Below are 18,066 nucleotides of genomic sequence, written 5' to 3'. Positions count from 1 at the left end.
TATCTGGTAAATGTTGCCTCGGGTCGGCCTCTCTGAAGATATTGGAGTTATTCATAATATATTGTTTTTATTAAATCATTATTCAAGATACGACAGGAGTTGAAGATAGGCGAATGTTGTATTTAAACAACGTATCGTTTTGATTGGATGCGCTCTTTTTTGCGCATGGGGAAGCGACGTGGACGACACCCGGGGGGAATTTCGCTGTGACGAAGTCCCTTACATTTTGCGGTTGTAACTCCTCTCGTGGGTTCGAGTTAGGGGTGCGTTAGGTTGGAAATTAGGGGGGAAATTCGTATTTTGTTGGGTTATCAGCGACAACTTTGCGCGAGGAGAGTATGCGGTACGTCGCGACAGTCCTCACGGGGATGATGCTGTGCGGCTGCGGGTTGAACGGCCCGGACTGCCACTGCCCCAAATTCGACTCGGAAATGCTGCTGCTGGGTGTTGACGTTCACGGCGGCGAGATGACCGCCATGATGCTGGACTGGGAGCACGTCGAGAGTGAACAGCGCTCGCCGTTAGATTGCTCGTGTCCGGGTCCGTGGAACCGCGCGCTCGCGCGGCGATACGACACGGCGGGCAGTGAAATGTGGACCGATGATTTTCCGCGCGAAGGGGTATACTTCTCTGGCGCAGTGCAGGCGGTGCAGGTGCACGGCGACACGACAACGTTTGCAGCCTTTGATTATTTTTGGGACGGACGCAACCAAGGCCTGGCGCCGGTTGTGATCGCGCTTGACGCGGTGCGTGAGGTCACTCACTTCGCGGTGCTGTCGGATCATCTGTTTGGTCTTGGCTACGACGATTACGATCTATCATACAAACAGACGCGGATTCATGCCACGACGGACGGCGCCTTTTTGTTTATCGGTCCGCGCCTTGGCGGGGGCACGCGGTTATGCAAGGTATCGAGCCACGGCGAGCTGCTGTGGACGGAGGACAGCGGCGGCGACTCGGTATTGCTGAATACATACTATCCGTTGGCGAACGGCGAATACGCGGCGATATCGAGCGGATCGGGAGCGAAACTGATCGGGCCTGAGGGTGAAACATTCAGAACTCTCGACGCTCACGTTTTCGGCGCGCCGTATTTCCCATACTCGGCGGCCAACTTGGGTGACTCGGCGATAGTGTTGGCGGGCAGCGTGCCGGATCAGAACGGTTATTCGGATGCGTTTGTGTACATGGTTGAACGCGACGGGTCCTTCATTGACAGTTTTCGCGTACCGTTTGCCGGTTGTCAGGATTCGGTGCATGTGCTCTATAGCGAATGGACGCATGATCTTGTGCTCGTCTGCCGCAATCGTCCGCTGTGCGGGGACGCGGTGATGATCCAAGTATTTAGGGTCACAATCGGCGGCGGGTTCATCGCGCAAACCGGGTTGAGTCATTTTGACCGCACGTATTTGACGGGCGCGGAGTCATTGGTGAATGGCGGCGTGCTGATTGCGGCGACGACGAATTCGGGCCGCGAGGATGGCCTGCACTACGGCAAGCTGATTGCGTTGAACGCGGATTTGACTCTGAGCTGGGACAAGACGATCGGCCCGCAATGAAGACAGGGAACGAGGTAATCATGTCATCACATTGTGCCTATAGCTTTGCGGATCTCTATCGAGCGGCGTATGGCGGTGAACCGACGCGCGAACAGTTGCAGGAGCTTTATGCGCTCGCTCAGGAGCAGCGCAACGCTGTTGTGCGCGAGTGGGTGAAGCGCGCCGGATGGGAAACCGTGGATGTGCGCGGCACGGACGGTGAGGTCTACGCGAGCTTTGGTCCGAAAGGGAGTGCGGCATGCGCATAATGGTCGTGTTACTCATGTTTGCCTCCACCCTATTTGCCGCGGACGAACCGGTGGTGACGCGGATCGGTGATTACACTTTTTCGGTTGCGCCGGTGCAGGACGGCATGGCGCACGAATTGACGGTGTTTAAGCGCGACAAGGTGTTGTGGACGCTCAGTGATTTTCTCGTGACGGTGCTCAATAGCGATTCACTGGGAATTGCGCGTGATTTGACGGGCGACCGCGTGCCGGATGCGATTGTGGAAACCTATTCAGGCGGGGCGCACTGCTGTTTCGCGCAGTATATCGTGGCGTTGGGGACAAAGTTTGAGGTGCTGGATACGGTCTATCACGGCGGGCGGTGGAGCGACAGCGACGGCGACGGGTTGTGGGAAGTGACGGTCAACGATTTGACGTTTGATTATTGGAAGCTGCCGCACAGCGATTCGCCGCTGCCGGAAGTAATTCTGGAAGCGACGCGCAAAGGCTTTGTGCCCAATGCGGAGCTGATGCAGGCGCGCACGCCGACGGCGAGCGAAGTGCTGGCGATGCTGCGTGCATCCCGCGATGGGAAGCTGTGGAAGGACTACACGACGCTCGCCGAGGATGAATTCTTGCCGGGCGCGATGGCCGAGCTGCACCGGGATTTTGTGACGCTGCTCTACCAGGGTCAGGGCGCGCTGGCGCTCGAACTGCTCGACACGGGCTGGCCGCTGTTTATTCCGGGGCGCGCGGAGTATGTCGCGGATGTGTTAGCGTTGGTGCGGAAGAGTCCGTACGCGGAGGTGTTGGGGGAGTTGAATGCGGGGATCGTGCAATAAGTCCTGCCGACCGCTCTTGCCGTGGTTGCAGCCGATGCCGGAGCCTCAAACGCAGTGGAACATTCATTCTGGCACCGTCTCACATGGCCGTACAAGACCAAATCAAACGATACATCGCCAGCCTGGCAGAACCCAAACGTGGCGAGATGCAAGAATTGCATCAGATGATTGTTCGCGCTTTGCCGAAGTGTAAGCTGTGGTTCGCCGATGGCAAGAACACCGTAGGGAAAGTGGTCTCCAATCCCAACATTGGATATGGTGCCTACACCATCAAGTATGCAAACGGTTCAACCAAGGAATTCTTTCAAATTGGTTTGAGCGCGAACACAACGGGCATTTCCGTGTACATCATGGGCCTCAAGGACAAGACGCACCTTGCCAAGACTTACGCGAAATCGCTTGGCAAAGCTAGCATTACCGGATATTGCATCAAATTCAGAAAGCTTTCTGATATCAATGTTGATTCCCTTCTGGAGGCGATCAAGAATGAAGCCGGCCGGACCTGATTTTGCCTTTCGTTTCCCCGAGGACACTCTTCTAGTTTCACATATCTAATTTAGTCGAACCCATCCCATGACCACACTCAATTTTAATGACATGATGACGCGGGACGTGATGAACGATCCGCATGCGTATTATCACAAGCTGCGCGCGCATGATCCGGTTTACTGGAACGAGAAGTGGGGCGGCTGGGTGCTGACGCGCTATCACGATATCGTGAAGGTGCTGCGCGATCCGGCGGGATGGTCGTCCCAGCGGATCAAGTATTTGGGTGAAGAGATGAAACCCGGCGACGAGATTCGGTTTAAGCCGATCTTCGACGTGTTGGCCAACTGGTTCATCTTCAAGGATCAGCCGGATCACACGCGCATTCGCCGGCTGCTCAATCCGGTGCTGACGCCGATTGCGCTGGAGAAATACAAGCCGCGCATTCAGCAGATCGTGCATTCGGTGATAGACCGGATCGAAGCGGGGAAGCAGTACGACATGGTTAAGGAGTTTTCGTACCTGATTCCGTTGACCGTGATTCTGAACATGCTCGGCATTCCCGAAGCGGACAAAGACCGCGACGACATTAAGTACTGGAGCGAACAGATCGGCGTGCTGTTCTTCATTCGCGCCGACGAACCGCGCCGCCGCGAAATTGCCTGCGAGGGGATCAACTCGTTTGTCGAGTATCTTTCGCCGCTGGTTGAAGAGCGCCGTCAGCGTCCGCAGGATGATCTGATTTCGATGTTGACGCAGGCCGAGAAGGACGGCATCCTGAGCCGCGACGAAGTGATTGCGACGGTGGTGCTGCTGGTGTTCGGCGGTCACGAAACGACGACGAACCTGATTAACAACGGTTCGCTGGCCTTCATTCAGAATCCGGATCAGTGGGAGCTGCTCAAGAAGCACCCGGAGTTGACCGACAGCGCGGTGGAAGAGCTGCTGCGCTTTGATACTTCGGTGAAGGCGACGGTGCGCTGGGCCAAGTATGATCAGGAAGTGGGCGGCAAACAGATCAAGAAGGATCAGCGCCTGCTGCTGGCACTGACGGCGGCGAACCGTGATCCGGAAGTGTTTAAGGATCCTGACAAACTCGATATCACGCGCAATCCGAATCCGCACGTGTCGTTCGCGCACGGCATACACGTTTGCGTGGGCGGCCCGCTGGCGCGCATGGAAGCGGGTGAGACGTTCCGCATCATGGCGGAGCGGATGGAGCTGCCGAAGCTCGCGGCGAATGTGCTTGAGTATCAACCGGCGATTGTGTCGCGTGCGTTGAACGAGTTCCCGGTGGTGTGGGAGACGTGCCCGATACAACATTCAGCGTAATTCAGAAGCCCCCCTTAATCTCCCCAAATCTGCGGCAGATCTTGGGGGAGATCAAAACAGCATATGTCGAAATACAATATCACCATTGACAAGAATCGCTGCGTCGGTTCGACGTTGTGCATGATGGAAGCGCCGGATATTTTCGCGCTCGACGCGGAGTTTCAGTCGCATGTGATTGCGCCGGACACCCTGGATGACGAAGGTGTTCTCGCGGCCGCGCACGCCTGCCCGATGAACGCGATTTTTCTGGTGGACAAGGAGACCGGCGAGCGGGTTTGGCCAAGAAACTGAGCCAGCTTGAGACACCGGAGAGAATCTAAAGAGAATGGGGTGTTTTCTTTAGATTGGGGACAGAGTTCAAAGGGAACTTGCGCTTCTCTTTAGAACTCATTAGATGGGACAGCTGTACAGTATTGTTCCGATGTCAATAGAATGGTAACCATCTGTTCAGGGGTTAGTCATGCGCATCGTTCTGTTCTCACTCATCTCCGGGCCGTTTATCGGCGCCTTCATTGTTTTCGCCGGTGAGCCGCGCGCGCCGGAGGTGCTGCCGGAAGATTCGGTGAAGATCGAACAGGTGAAACGGGTCATACCGCAGATACTGCGGCAAACACAGATCTTCTTTCAAGACCGCGGCGCTTGGCCTGAGTCTGTTGACGAGCTTGTTGAACTCAAGTATGTCACGTTAGATTCTGCCGTTACGGCGGATTGGTGGATCCGCTTCACCGGAAACTCGTTCTTGAAGCTCTGTGCGCAGCAGAAGCATCTTGCGAAGAACGCCAACACGGTGAGCCTGCCGGATTTCCACCGTGTTTGCTATGATGTTGAAACCGGGATGTGGCACGGTTCGGGTGTGCCGGGCTACCATTTCGGCAGTTTGACCAAAGAACAAGAACATGATCTTGCGGTCGGCGCACAATCGCAAGTGCTGGCGTTGGTCAAGAGCGCAGACGTCTTTTATCAGGACCGTGGCGCTGCGCCGACTGTCGTGAGTTTGGTGAAGAGCCGATATGTCGAACTGCCGATGTACATTCGCGCGAATTGGGATATCAAGCTGTACGGATATCCGATTGACTCGGTGGTGGCGGTTTCGACGCAGTGGATGCCCGATGGGGAGGGAAAGCGATTTGTGTATTATCCGCCGACGCAGACTTGGAGCGGTTATGGGGTGCTTGACTCGATGCAAGTTGTGCCGTCAGTTCCCTATTTGGAATATGTGGAGCCTGCGAAGAAGAGTCTATCTAAGTAGTTACTGTGAGCGTCATATTGAAGATAATAGGAGACAGGTCACACGATTGGCAATAGCACATGAAAAAACCATCTGACATCACGACAATTCTGGCGACGGACTGCGGTTCGACGACCACTAAGGCAATTCTGATCGAGAAGCAGGGGGACGAGTATCGGTTGGTGTGCCGCGGTGAGGCGCCGACGACCGTGGAAGCGCCGTTTGAAGACGTGACGAAAGGTGTGCTCAACGCGATCTCCGAGATCGGCGAGATCATGGGGCGCGAGTTCACGGAAAAAGACGGCATCATCAAGACGAAGTCGGGCGACCGTGGTTGCGACATATACATTTCGACTTCGTCGGCGGGCGGCGGCTTGCAGATGATGGTGTCGGGTGTCGTGAAGGCCATGACCGCGGAATCGGCGGAACGCGCGGCGCTCGGTGCGGGCGCGATTGTGATGGACACGCTGGCGTCAAATGATGGCCGCTTGCCGCATCAGAAGATAGAGCGCATTCGCAAGCTGCGGCCTGACATGATTCTGCTCTCGGGCGGCGTGGACGGCGGCACGACGAAACATGTGATCGAGCTTGCCGAGCTCTTGAAGGCCGCGCGACCGCGGCCGCGCTTGGGGTCGTCCTACAAGCTGCCGGTGATTTACGCGGGGAACAAAGAGGCGCGCGACGACATCAAGAATGTGCTCGGGGATGAGGTGGATTTGCTCGTGGTGGACAATCTGCGGCCGGTGCTCGAACGCGAGAATCTCGGCCCCGCACGCGACGCGATCCATGACCTGTTTATGGAGCACGTGATGGCACAGGCGCCGGGCTATCGCAAGCTGATGGCGTGGTCGGATGCGCCGATTATGCCGACGCCGGGCGCGGTGGGAGATATTATGCAGCGCGTGGCCAAGGCGCGCGACATTACGCTTGTGGGTGTGGACATCGGCGGCGCGACGACGGACGTATTCTCGATTTTCCGCGTGCCGGGATCGGAAACGAAGGAGACGGTGTTCAATCGCACGGTGTCCGCGAATTTGGGGATGAGCTATTCGGTGATGAATGTTCTGGCCGAAGCGGGAATTGAGAACATCATGCGCTGGGTGCCGTTTGTGATTGACGAGCGCGAATTGCGCAACCGCATCGCCAACAAGATGATTCGCCCGACGACGATTCCGCAGACGAAAGAAGAGCTGCAAATCGAGCAGGCGATTTCGCGCGAAGCGCTCAGGCTGGCGTTCGTGCAGCATAAGAATTTCGCCACGTCATTAAAGGGCATACAGCAGGAGCGCACGATTTCGGATACCTTCGACCAGAGCGGCTCGGGTGAAACGGTGGTGAACATGATGAGTTTGAACATCATCGTAGGGTCGGGCGGTGTGCTGTCGCATGCGCCGCGGCGCAGTCAGGCCGCGCACATGATGATGGACGCGTTTCAGCCGGAAGGGGTGACTGAACTCGCGGTGGATTCGATCTTCATGATGCCGCACCTCGGCGTGCTGGCGAGTGTGCACGAGCAAGCAGCGATTCAGGTGTTTGAAAAAGATTGTCTGGTGCGACTTGGTTCATGCGTTTGTCCCGTGGGCAAGAGCAAAGAAGGCAAGCCGTGCGTGACGATCACCGGCACGAGCAAGAGCGGACAGGCATTCAATCAGAGCGTACCGTTCGGTGAGTTGCTGCTGTTCCCGCTGGCACCGGGTGATGAAATCAAGGCGACGATTAAGCCTGAAAAAGGCTTTGACGTCGGCGCCGGATCAGGCAAAGAAATTCAAGCGACGCTGCACGGCGGTGTGGTCGGCCTGCTGATTGACACGCGCGGTCGTCCGCTGGATTTGTCACCGCAGACGGAAAATCGCGTTGCCAAGATCCAGAAGTGGACGAAGATACAGGACTTCATCTTAGCCGACGCGCATGATGATGGTGTGGCGACGGTGAGGAAGGGCACTTAACAAGTGCTCAACATTGCGCTGGCACAGGCGCATCGAGTCCAGGATGACAGAAGCGGGCTGGGATTCACAACGTTGCTTTGGGGATTTTGCCCAGCAAGCTGGGCGCTACGCCGATTCGGATTCCGGTTGGGAACCGCTGCGCTAAATCCCCGCTCGGCGGAACGCAGGCCCCATCCCCCGGCCCCATCCCAATGAATGGAGAAGGGGAGAACTGAAAGCAGAACGGGCGGATTGCCATCCGCCCCTATCTGGTGAATAGTATGGCTGAATAGTAGTTTTGAAGGATGACAGAAAGTAGATCAACAATGCAACAACGTAAATTAGGTAAGATTGGTCCGAGTGTTTCGGCGCTGGGGCTTGGGTGCATGGGGATGTCCGAGTTTTACGGAACATCGGACATGAAAGAGAACATCAAGGTATTGCATCGCGCGCTGGATTTGGGATGCAGCTTTTGGGATACGGCGGATATGTATGGCGTCGGGCTCAATGAAGTGCTGCTCTCGCACGTGCTGCGTGAACGGCGCAATGAGGTGTTTATCGCCACGAAATTTGCGAATGTGCGCAGCTTCGACGGCTCGTTTCTGGGTGTGAACGGGAAGCCGGAATATGTGAAACGCTGCTGCGACGCGAGTTTGATGCGGTTGGGCGTCGAGCAGATTGATCTCTACTATCAACATCGCATTGATCCGAAGGTTCCGATTGAAGAGACGTGGGGCGCTATGAAGGAACTGGTGGACGCGGGCAAGGTGAAGTATCTTGGCATATCGGAAGCGGGCCCGAAGACGGTTCGCCGCGCCCACGCCGTGCATCCCATGGCGGCGGCACAGTATGAATACTCCATGTGGACGCGCGACATCGAACTGGAGCTACTGCCGGTCTGCCGCGAGCTGGGAATCGCGATGGTGCCATACAGTCCGTTGGGTCGCGGTTTTTTGACAGGGCACTATGCCGACACCGCACAGATTTCCTCGCCGGGCGATGCGCGGGCGCATTTCCCGCGCTTTGAAGGTGAGAATCTGACCAGCAATCGCGCTTGGCTATTGAAGATTGAAGACAAGGCCAAGCAACATGGTTGCACCACAGCGCAGCTTGCGCTGGCGTGGGTGCTGGCCAAGGGCGAGGACATGATTCCGATTCCGGGCACGAAGAAGATCCAACGATTGGAAGAAAATCTGAAGGCGCTCGAGATTAGATTGTCGGCAGGCGATGTGTCGGAATTGGACCAATTGGCTGACCCCGCCGCGATTGCGGGCGGCCGCTACCCGGCCTTCAGCATCAGCTCAACGATGACGGAGAGTATTTGAAGATTGCCGCCGCTGTCATTGCGCTTGTTGTCGTCATACTCCTCCTGCTTCCGGTATTCAATGCCGGGCGAAAGGCGCGAGAGGCGGCGAAACAGCAGCGGGCCGAGGCGGTGCCGATGCGGGGCATGCTTTCCTACAAAGCCGACGCCGCGTCACTCATCGAATGTGCGACGGGTGAAATGTTCGTCGTGAAATTCAAGGGCGATTGGCTGGAAGTCGAACGGGCGTATGTGAGCATGCAGCTTGACGGCGCACCGGCCTATGCTGAGTTTCGCGGACGCTCGGAGGCCGACTCGACCGACGGCCGCGTGCGCGCGGGTCTGGTGATTGAGGAGATTACGATGCTCAGGCCGGACACGAGTTGCCGGCCGTGACACTTTCAGAAACAGATTTTGTTAACCCTTAACGACTGAGAACGATGATTGCAGTGATTGGTGCGACAGGATTGTTGGGCGGGCCTGTGGTGGAGCGCTTGCTCGACGACGGATTTCAAGTGCGCGTCTTGAGCCGCACGCCGATTACCGCCAAGGAGCAATTGGGTAACCGCCCGGAGTATGCCCATGCCGACGTGACGGACTTCGATTCGCTCGTGCATGGTTTCGAGGGCTGCACGGCGGTGCATATCAATCTGAATACGGATCATGACGCATCGCCGGACGACGTTCTGCACGAGGGCCTGGTCAACGTGGCCAACGCCGCGGCTGAGTGCGGTATTCAGAAGATCTCGCTTATTTCCGGCGACTGGGAACCCGACCCGCAGCATGCGTGGAGCAGACGCGCGGCGTTATCAAAGGGCATTCTTGCGCTCGAAGCGGGCAGCGTACCGACGGTTGTGTGGTGCTGCACGTGGTTTTTTGAGAGCCTCGACTATTTTGTCATGCCGGATCGCGGCCTGATGGTCGGCGAGCAGCCGCTCACGTGGCACTTTGTCGCGGCGCACGACTACGCGAAGATGGTATCGGCGTTGATGGAGGAGGAGGAATGGCAGGGCCACCGCCGGTATACCGTACACGGCCCGCGCGGCATGAAGATGCTGGACGCGCTGCAATATTATTGTGAACAGTTGCGGCCCGGCCTGCCGGTTGAGCAGGTTTCGATTGCAGAGGCCAAGGAGCTTGCGGCCCAGGATGAAGAGATGGCCTGGCTTGACAGTTTTGCCGATTTCATGGCGAAGTTTGAACAGTACGGTGAAACGGGAAATCCACAGGCGGCTGCGGCCTTACTCCGCGGACCGCTCATGACGATCGAGGACTGGTGCAAACATCTGCTCGCATAACTATTCTGATATGTTCGCTCGCAGTCGTGCTTGTCACCGGCTGCGGCAGCAAGTCAAACGAACCGCCCAAGGCTGCTGAACCGTCACGCGTGCTTCAACCGACGCCTGATGCGGTAAAGCCCGCTCCCGTGGTGCAGTCACCCGATACGATTTCCTCGCCGCCGCCGAAGACGCCGCGACAACCGCACGAGCCGCTGAAAAACAAGCGCTGGCGGCTGTACGAGCTGAACGGGGCAGCGGTTGCGATGGCGGAGGGTTTTCGCCAGGAGCCTTATATTATGCTCAGTTTGCAGACGAATCGCGCCAAAGGCGCGGCCAGCTGCAATCGCTTCGGCGGCACCTACTCGGTTGACGGTGAACAACTCGCGTTCAGCGAGATGTTGACGACAAAAGTCAATTGCGACGGGGCCATGGAGGTTGAGCGGGAATTCCTGCGCGGTTTGGAATTGGTCAACCGTTACCGCATGGTGGGCGAAGACAGTGTTGTGTTTTTGCAGAATAGCAAAGTTGTGATGCGCCTGGCCGCATTGTACCTGAACTGATGGCATCCGGGAAACGACAAGCTGAGCTGTGGGGACCGAGTGCGCCAATGTGGGCGGAACGGCAAGAGGCTTACAGTCTGCCGTTGTCCGCGTGGCTGATTGAGCAATGCGGCGTGAGTGCGGGACAACATGTATTGGATGCGGGCTGCGGAGCAGGCGGCGCAATGGTATTGGCGGCCGAACGCGGCGCGCGCGTGACGGGGACTGATGTGGCGCCGGAGATGCTGGCTATCGCGCGCTCACGTGTACCGGCTGGAGAGTTCATCGTCACCGATACGGAGTCGCTGCCGTTCGCGGACGCGGCGTTTGACGTGTCGCTCGCCGCGAACTCGCTGCAGTTCACGGAGCATCCAGTCGTTGCGTTACGGGAACTTGCGCGCGTGACCAAGCGCGGTGGACTGATCGGCATTTGCTGCTTTGCAGCGCCGGAGCATTCCAATTTTGCGACGCTCGGCGCGGCGGTTCGCAAGCTGTTCGTCCAGCCGCCGCATTTTGAAGGACCGTTTTCTCTGTCACCGCCGGCGAAGCTGTTTGACGTGATCTCACAGGCAGGTCTGGTGATTCGGGAGACTGCGGAGATAGACCTCGTGCGCAGCCATGCGCACTTTGAGGAGCTGTGGGAAGGCCAGTCCGGCGCAGGGGCGACGCGCTATTCGGTGAGCCAACTGGGAGCGGAGCCGGTGAAACAGGCCATGGCTGCCGCGGCGCAGCAGTTTACGGATGAGTCGGGCAAATTGACTTTAAGCAACCGTTTCGTCGTGGTCGTTGCGAGCACGGCGATCGAGAAACATTAGTCGGATACGGAAGGCAGCTTTGGATTTCGAAATTTTACAATGGGTCTTTTTTGTCGCCGGGATCATGGCGCTGCTCCTGCTCGACCTGGGTGTTTTCAATAAGACGGCGCACGTCGTCTCGAAGAAAGAAGCGTTAGCGTGGTGCGCGGTGTGGTTTACGCTGGCGATGTTTTACGGCGGGTTCGTCTATTGGTGGAAAGGAGAGCAGACAGCCGTTGAGTATGTGAGCGGCTATCTGATTGAACTGTCGTTGTCGGTGGACAACATGTTCGTGTTCATCCTGATCTTCCAATATTTTAAGGTACCTCCGAAGTACCAGCATCGCGTGCTGTTCTGGGGTATTTTGGGCGCGATGATCTTGCGCGGCCTGATGATTGCGTTGGGTGCGGCGTTGATCGCGGCGTTTGACTGGGTGCTCTATGTATTCGGCGCGTTCCTGATCTACACGGGTATCCGCATGGCCATGCAGGACGAGCAGGGCGTTGACCCGGACAAGAATCCGCTGGTGACGTTGACGAAGAAGATTTTCCCGATCACCAGCCAGTTTTACGGCGAGAAGTTCTTCATTCGCAGGCGCGGTTTCTGGGCGGCGACGCCGCTGTTTGTGGTGCTGCAGGTGATCAATTTCACGGACGTCGTGTTCGCGCTGGACTCGATTCCGGCGATTTTTGCGATTACGCTCGATCCCTTCGTCGTGTTTACGTCGAACGTGTTCGCGATCCTTGGACTGCGATCTCTGTATTTCGCGCTGCACGGGATGATGGACAGTTTCCACTACTTGAAATATGGGTTGGCCGGCGTGCTGACGTTTATTGGCGTCAAGATGCTGATCGGCCACACGGCCTTCGCGATTCCGCTTGGCTGGGCGCTGGCGGCGGTCGGCGGCATGCTGGCGCTTTCGATCGTCGCGTCGCTGGTTTTCCCGAAGCGCGTTCACGAGAAGCACGAGCACCACGGAGTATAGCGATGGCCACGGTATTGATCACGGGCTGTTCAAGCGGTTTCGGTCATTTGGCAACGCGACAGATTGCGGCGGCGGGGCATACGGTTTTCGCGACGATGCGGGATCCGGTCGGCCGGAACCGCGCGGCGGCGGATGAGTTAAGCGGACTCGACAATGTGCGCGTACTCGCGCTCGATGTAACGAGCGACGAGTCGGTTGCCAATGCAATCGCGGGAATAGACGCTGCGCTGGACTGCGTGATACACAATGCGGGGATGGGCGTGAACGGCGTGGCCGAAGCGAGCACACCCGCGCAATTGAGCTATGTTCTCGACGTGAATGTGGTGGGCGTGCATCGGCTCAATCGTGCCGTGCTGCCCGCGATGCGGGCGCAGCGGAGCGGTTTGCTGATTTATGTTTCGAGCGGATTGGGCCGGACGGTGCTGCCCTATCTGTCGGGCTATTGCGCCAGCAAGTTCGCGCTTGAGGCGTACGCCGAATCATTGGCCTACGAAGTCATCACGCACGGCATTGAAACAGTGATTATTCAGCCGGGCGCCTATCCGTCGAATTTTCGGGCCAACATACTTGATACGGACGATGCGGCGCGGCTGGCCGGCTATCCGGACGAGCAGGCCGAGGCCGAACAATCGGACGCGCAGACGAAGCAGTACCTGGCCAGCGGGGCCGCGCCCGATCCGCGGGACGTGAGCAACGCCATGCTTATGATGCTTGAAGCCACTCCGGGCACGCGCCCGTTACGGGTCGCGCTACGCAAGGACTCCGGAGGGCTGAAAATGATTAATCAAATTTGCAGTGAGGTTCAAGGCGCCATGCTCCGCGGCATGCGCTTGGAACATCGCTTGCCTAAACGACCACAATTATAGCAGGACCCTATTTTGAAGCTGCACGAATTACCGCCCGGACCGCGCATTCCGAATGAGATATATGTCGTGGTGGAAGTGCCCTACGGCCACCGCAACAAGTACGAGTATGACAGTGACCTCGGCGCGATCGTACTGGATCGCCCACTATTTTCTCCGGTGCACTATCCGGGAGATTACGGATTTATCCCCGGAACATTGGCGGACGACGGCGATCCGCTGGATGTGCTGGTACTGGTCAAGACGCCGACCTTTCCGGGGTGTGTGGTGGCGGCGCGCCCGCTGGGCGTGCTGTTGATGCACGATGAAAAGGGCGGTGACGAGAAGGTCTTGTGCGTGCCTTCAACGGATCCGTCCTTTGAAACATATCACAGCCTATCCGACGTGCCGCCGCATTTCCTGCGCGAGATGGATCACTTCTTTCGTGTTTACAAGGAGCTCGAAGGCAAGCATGTGACCTCCATGGGTTGGAAGGACCGTTGGGAAGCGGAACAGGTGATCAAAGATTGCATCAAGCGGGCCAAGACGAAACCAACCGCGTCGCGCAAGGCCGCGGCGGTGAAGAAGACGACTGTCAAGAAGAAGAAACCAAAGGGGACCCGATGAAGACGTTTGTGTGTTTGGCTGTTTTATTATGCGGAGCTGTTATGGCGAATGCCGCGCTCAAAGCCACCTTGGTGGACTACACCGTGGACGGGAAAGAGTATCAGGGCTATCTCGTTCAGAATGAGAAGATCACGGAACCGCGCCCGGCGGTGGTCGTTTTTCCCGAGTGGTGGGGCATCAATGAGTATGTGAAGCGCCGCGCGCGCGAACTGGCGGACTTGGGTTACGTCGCGTTTGTCGCGGACATGTACGGCCAAGGCATGACGACAACCAATGCCGAAGAGGCAAACAAGTTGGCGAGCGCTTTCTATCAGGACTTTGCGAAATTCGAAACCATGACCAACGCGGCTTACGAGCAGATGCTCATGCAGGCGCATGTGGACACGGCGCGGACGGCGGCGATCGGTTTTTGTTTTGGGGGCACAGCCGCGCTCGAACTGGCGCGGAGCGGTGCGCCGTTGAAAGGCTGCGTGTCCTTTCACGGCGGATTGGCCGCGCCCAATCCGGAGCGGGCACGCAACATCAAGGGGCGTGTACTGGTCTTACATGGTGACGCCGATCCCTTTGTGCCGAATGAGCAGGTGACGCAATTTGACCAGGCCATGACGGAAGCCGGGGTCAACTACAAAGTGATCCACTACGCGGGTGCAAAGCACGCTTTCACCAATCCCAACGCGGACAAGACGGGGTTGGATGGTGTAGCATATGACGCCGAAGCGGAGAAGGCGTCCATGACAGAGATGCGTGTCATGCTTTCCGAGCTGTTCGCCAAGCCTGCCGCCGTCGAAGACAAGAAAGAGTAGCATGGCGACATCATTTACACCGGGTTTGCGCGTCGCCGAGACGACGCTGATTACGAAGGACCGAATTCTGCCGCTAAAGGGCGAGGTTACGGTTCGGGTCGGCGAACACATGGCCGCTGAGCAGGTCGTCGCCAGTACGAATCTGCCCGGCAATGTGACTCCGCTTAACGCGGCGAATCTGCTGGGCATATTGCCGGGCGACGTGCGCGGAGCGCTGCTGATCAAGGAGGGTGACAAGGTCGCGAAGGATCAGATCATCGCCGAAGCCAAGTCTTTCTTCGGCATGTTCAAGAACAAGCTGAAGTCGCCGATCACCGGGTCGCTGGAGTCGGTGTCCGATGTGACGGGGCAGCTTATATTCCGCGATCCGCCGGTGCCCGTCGAAATTGAGGCGTATATCGAGGGCCGCGTCACGGAAATATTTCCGAACGAAGGTGTAGAAGTTCAGGCGGTCGGCTCGTTCATTCAAGGCATCTTCGGCATTGGCGGCGAGACGTCCGGCGACATTCGCATGATTGCAAACTCGCCGGACGAAGTGATAGACGAGAGCAAGATACCGTCATCATGTAAGCGCGAGATTCTGGTGGGCGGCTCATTTGCGACGTATGAAGCGGTGAAGAAGGCGATTGCCGGCGGCGCGGCCGCGCTGGTCGTGGGCGGCTTTGACAGTCTTGACTTGAAAAAGTTGTTGGGCTACGAACAGGGCGTGGCGATTACGGGCGGCGAGCAAATTGGCGTCACGCTGGTGCTCACCGAAGGATTCGGCAAGATCACGATGGCGCGCCGGACCTTTGATCTGCTGCAGCGCAATCAAGGTCACAAGGCGTCGGTGAGCGGCGCGACGCAGATTCGCGCGGGCGTGATGCGACCGGAGATCATCATTGCCAGAAAGGACGTTCCGCACCATGCGGGGCACACGCACGAGCCGGCCGGACTGGAACTCGGCGATCTCGTGCGCATTATTCGCGAACCTTGGTTCGGTCAAATCGGCACCGTCACGGAGTTGCCGCCTGAGCTGACCGCGCTGGATACGGAGGCGAAGGTTCGCGTGCTGAAAGTGCAACTGGAATCTTCGCGCGAAGTGGTTACGCTGCCGCGCGCGAACATTGAGAAGATCGAAGCTTAATTTCGTTAATTCACTCCTTAAAGGAGCAACCATGAGAACACCACTTGGTATCGTTCTGAGTGCGCTTCTTGCGAGCTGCGCGTTTGCTCAGATTACGTTGACGCAGGCTAATATGCCGGGCGTCGGAACACAGTTTTCGTCGTTTTCGACGGACGCTGAAGTAACATTTGATCCCGGTGCGGGCGGTTCGAATCAGAACTGGGACATATCGTCATTTGACTACTCAGGTGGGTACGTCAGCACGTTCGTCGCGCCGTCCTCGACGCCCTTTGCGGCAGATTTTCCGACCGCGACACACGCGGCAGAAGGAGAAGGATCCTATAGCTTCTTCCGCGCCGCTTCCGCCGGCCTCTTCAATCTTGGCTTCGGCGTCGTGGATGTTGACACAACGTATGCGAACCCTTATGACGAAGAATACTTGCTGATTGAATTCCCGTGCACGATGAACACAAATTGGACAAGCGTCTTACGCACGACCATTGAGTTCATGCCAGGCTTCACCATTACTTCCGTTGACAGCGAATTGCATGAGATCGACGGCTGGGGCAACTTGACCGTACCAACCCCGGTCGTCGAAACATTTCCCGTGCTGCGCGATCTCGCGCACAGTTACAATTGGGTGTTGATGAACGGAATACCGCAGGGAGATACGGAAGAGAACTGGTCTTATAACTGGTTCGGGCAGAACGGAGTTACCGGCGGCAGCTTCACAGCCGCGGAATCCGGAACTGGACCAGACTTCACGAGCGGCTATTTGAGCTTCTCGAGCAGCGGCGGCAGCCCCACCGATCCGATTCGCGGCCCGGTTGCCCAGAGCTTCAGGCTATCGCAGAATTACCCCAATCCGTTCAATCCGACGACGAATTTGCCGATCGAATTGGCGAAGAACTCGCATGTGGAAATGACAATTTACAATGAGACGGGACAAGTCGTGATGCAGCAGTCGTTCGATCTGAGCGCCGGTTCGCACAGCCTGCCGATTGACGGCAGCGCATGGGGCAGCGGCAGCTATTTCGCCAAAGTGACGGCCGGAGTCGAAGCGCAAAGCACACGTATGGTGTTGGTGAAGTAAGGAATACAACTAAGGAACAGACTATCGCATGAAGAGACTCTCTTTGCTCGCGGCAATCGTTTTTGTCACCACCGCTTTCGGACAGATCACATTGAACCAAAACAGCGCCCCGCAAGTTGGCACATCGGTGTCGAATCACTCCGGAGGGACGCAAGTGTGGAACGGCGCGACGGGATCGGGCAACCAGACTTGGGACATGACATCGTTTGACTTTGGAACGACGGGTGGAATCGAGTATCTTGATCCCTCCACAACGCCGTACAGCGATGACTTTCCGACCGCTACTACTGCCGGCAGCGTGCCGGGCACATCATACTGGTCATATTTTCGTGCAGCTAACGATGGTCTGTGGTATTTGGGTTTTGCGACGGACCTTGGCGGCGGACTTGTAAACATCTCCGACAACGATGCGTTGACTCTTCCTTTTCCGTGCACAAACGGAACGACTTGGACGACGGTATTCCGTGTGACCGCGGAGCCGACTCCGGGCGTCACGTATGTTTCGCTCGACAGCGCGATCAACACGGTCAACGCCTGGGGCAACTTGATAACGCCGCGATGGACGGAATCTGCGCTGCGCCAGTTACGGCACGGCTACTCAATGACATTCGTGAACGGCATCCAGATCGGCGCCACGTTTGAATCGTGGATGTACTCTTGGTTGACCGCCAATCCTTTGCGTGGAATGACGTTCACCAACTCAGGTGCGACGGGACCGGAATACACGACGGGTGATCTGATTTACACATCCGAAGGCGGTGTGAATGCCGATCCGGTGCGTGGCCCGGTGGCAGAGAGTTTCAGACTGTCGCAGAATTACCCCAATCCGTTTAACCCGACGACGAATCTGCCGTTTGAATTGGCCAAGAGCTCACACGTCGAATTGACGATTTACAACGAGCTCGGCCAAGCGGTGCAGCACATGAGTTATGATCTCGGCGCGGGCCAGCATGTCCTCCCAATTGACGGCAGCGCGTGGGGGAGCGGGAGTTATTTCGCGCGGGTTATGGCGGGCAGCGAAGTGCAGTCCACGCGAATGGTGTTGACGAAGTAACCGTTTTTCAAGACTATTCAAGGGGCAGCCGGGGCCGGCTGCCCCTTTTTGTTGCGGGTCTGT

Annotated in this window: 20 protein-coding genes; all 20 read left to right on the top strand. The window is 57.3% G+C overall.

Annotated elements, in window-relative coordinates; translation table 11 throughout:
• Nucleotides 1-338: 338 nt before the first annotated feature.
• The 20 genes from IPH10_13955 (at nucleotide 339) to IPH10_13860 (ending at nucleotide 18,003) form a co-directional block, all read left to right on the top strand.
• The gene (locus IPH10_13955; GenBank protein ID MBK6912011.1) at nucleotides 339-1,559 is read left to right on the top strand and encodes a hypothetical protein; all 1,221 of its coding nucleotides are present in this window, start codon (nucleotides 339-341) and stop codon (nucleotides 1,557-1,559) included.
• A 20-nt stretch (nucleotides 1,560-1,579) separates the two neighbouring features.
• Nucleotides 1,580-1,807 (top strand): hypothetical protein, encoded by a 228-nt coding sequence (locus IPH10_13950; GenBank protein MBK6912010.1) that lies wholly within the window; start codon nucleotides 1,580-1,582, stop codon nucleotides 1,805-1,807.
• Nucleotides 1,798-2,607, top strand: a complete 810-nt coding sequence (locus IPH10_13945) for a hypothetical protein (protein ID MBK6912009.1) — start codon at nucleotides 1,798-1,800, stop codon at nucleotides 2,605-2,607. Before IPH10_13950 ends, IPH10_13945 begins: the two co-directional genes overlap by 10 nt.
• Before the next feature lie 83 nt (nucleotides 2,608-2,690).
• Nucleotides 2,691-3,113 (top strand): DUF1801 domain-containing protein, encoded by a 423-nt coding sequence (locus IPH10_13940; GenBank protein MBK6912008.1) that lies wholly within the window; start codon nucleotides 2,691-2,693, stop codon nucleotides 3,111-3,113.
• Nucleotides 3,114-3,180: 67 nt separating this feature from the next.
• Nucleotides 3,181-4,425 (top strand): cytochrome P450, encoded by a 1,245-nt coding sequence (locus IPH10_13935; GenBank protein ID MBK6912007.1) that lies wholly within the window; start codon nucleotides 3,181-3,183, stop codon nucleotides 4,423-4,425.
• A gap of 63 nt (nucleotides 4,426-4,488) precedes the next feature.
• Nucleotides 4,489-4,716: a ferredoxin gene (locus IPH10_13930; GenBank protein MBK6912006.1), complete on the top strand. Its 228-nt coding sequence runs from the start codon at nucleotides 4,489-4,491 to the stop codon at nucleotides 4,714-4,716.
• A 169-nt stretch (nucleotides 4,717-4,885) separates the two neighbouring features.
• Complete coding sequence (locus tag IPH10_13925) at nucleotides 4,886-5,674, top strand: hypothetical protein (GenBank protein ID MBK6912005.1); 789 nt, start codon at nucleotides 4,886-4,888, stop codon at nucleotides 5,672-5,674.
• Between the two features lie 59 nt (nucleotides 5,675-5,733).
• Nucleotides 5,734-7,599: a glutamate mutase L gene (locus tag IPH10_13920; protein MBK6912004.1), complete on the top strand. Its 1,866-nt coding sequence runs from the start codon at nucleotides 5,734-5,736 to the stop codon at nucleotides 7,597-7,599.
• 305 nt (nucleotides 7,600-7,904) lie between these two features.
• Complete coding sequence (locus tag IPH10_13915) at nucleotides 7,905-8,903, top strand: aldo/keto reductase (protein ID MBK6912003.1); 999 nt, start codon at nucleotides 7,905-7,907, stop codon at nucleotides 8,901-8,903.
• Nucleotides 8,900-9,277 (top strand): hypothetical protein, encoded by a 378-nt coding sequence (locus IPH10_13910; GenBank protein MBK6912002.1) that lies wholly within the window; start codon nucleotides 8,900-8,902, stop codon nucleotides 9,275-9,277. Before IPH10_13915 ends, IPH10_13910 begins: the two co-directional genes overlap by 4 nt.
• Nucleotides 9,278-9,321: 44 nt before the next feature.
• Nucleotides 9,322-10,179 (top strand): NAD(P)H-binding protein, encoded by an 858-nt coding sequence (locus IPH10_13905; GenBank protein ID MBK6912001.1) that lies wholly within the window; start codon nucleotides 9,322-9,324, stop codon nucleotides 10,177-10,179.
• 89 nt (nucleotides 10,180-10,268) lie between these two features.
• Nucleotides 10,269-10,721 (top strand): META domain-containing protein, encoded by a 453-nt coding sequence (locus IPH10_13900; protein MBK6912000.1) that lies wholly within the window; start codon nucleotides 10,269-10,271, stop codon nucleotides 10,719-10,721.
• Nucleotides 10,721-11,515, top strand: a complete 795-nt coding sequence (locus IPH10_13895; GenBank protein ID MBK6911999.1) for a class I SAM-dependent methyltransferase — start codon at nucleotides 10,721-10,723, stop codon at nucleotides 11,513-11,515. Before IPH10_13900 ends, IPH10_13895 begins: the two co-directional genes overlap by 1 nt.
• 64 nt (nucleotides 11,516-11,579) lie before the next feature.
• On the top strand, nucleotides 11,580-12,479 hold the full coding sequence (locus tag IPH10_13890; protein MBK6911998.1) for a TerC family protein: 900 nt from the start codon (nucleotides 11,580-11,582) through the stop codon (nucleotides 12,477-12,479).
• A 2-nt stretch (nucleotides 12,480-12,481) separates the two neighbouring features.
• Nucleotides 12,482-13,345: an SDR family oxidoreductase gene (locus IPH10_13885; protein MBK6911997.1), complete on the top strand. Its 864-nt coding sequence runs from the start codon at nucleotides 12,482-12,484 to the stop codon at nucleotides 13,343-13,345.
• Between the two features lie 12 nt (nucleotides 13,346-13,357).
• Entirely contained in the window at nucleotides 13,358-13,948 is a 591-nt protein-coding gene (locus IPH10_13880) for an inorganic diphosphatase (GenBank protein MBK6911996.1), read from the top strand.
• A 41-nt stretch (nucleotides 13,949-13,989) separates the two neighbouring features.
• Nucleotides 13,990-14,751 carry a dienelactone hydrolase family protein gene (locus IPH10_13875; protein ID MBK6911995.1) on the top strand — a complete coding sequence of 254 codons (762 nt, stop codon included), beginning with the start codon at nucleotides 13,990-13,992 and terminating at the stop codon, nucleotides 14,749-14,751.
• A 1-nt stretch (nucleotide 14,752) separates the two neighbouring features.
• On the top strand, nucleotides 14,753-15,877 hold the full coding sequence (locus IPH10_13870) for a hypothetical protein (protein ID MBK6911994.1): 1,125 nt from the start codon (nucleotides 14,753-14,755) through the stop codon (nucleotides 15,875-15,877).
• Nucleotides 15,878-15,908: 31 nt separating this feature from the next.
• Entirely contained in the window at nucleotides 15,909-16,949 is a 1,041-nt protein-coding gene (locus IPH10_13865; protein MBK6911993.1) for a T9SS type A sorting domain-containing protein, read from the top strand.
• A gap of 28 nt (nucleotides 16,950-16,977) precedes the next feature.
• A complete protein-coding gene (locus IPH10_13860) occupies nucleotides 16,978-18,003 on the top strand; it encodes a T9SS type A sorting domain-containing protein (GenBank protein MBK6911992.1) in 1,026 nt (341 codons plus the stop codon).
• Nucleotides 18,004-18,066 lie beyond the last annotated feature (63 nt).

Source organism: bacterium (genome assembly GCA_016702305.1).
Lineage (GTDB): Bacteria > Electryoneota > RPQS01 > RPQS01 > RPQS01 > JABWCQ01.
Note: the sequence above shows the minus strand (reverse complement) of the source record. Positions and strands in the feature narration are given on the sequence as shown.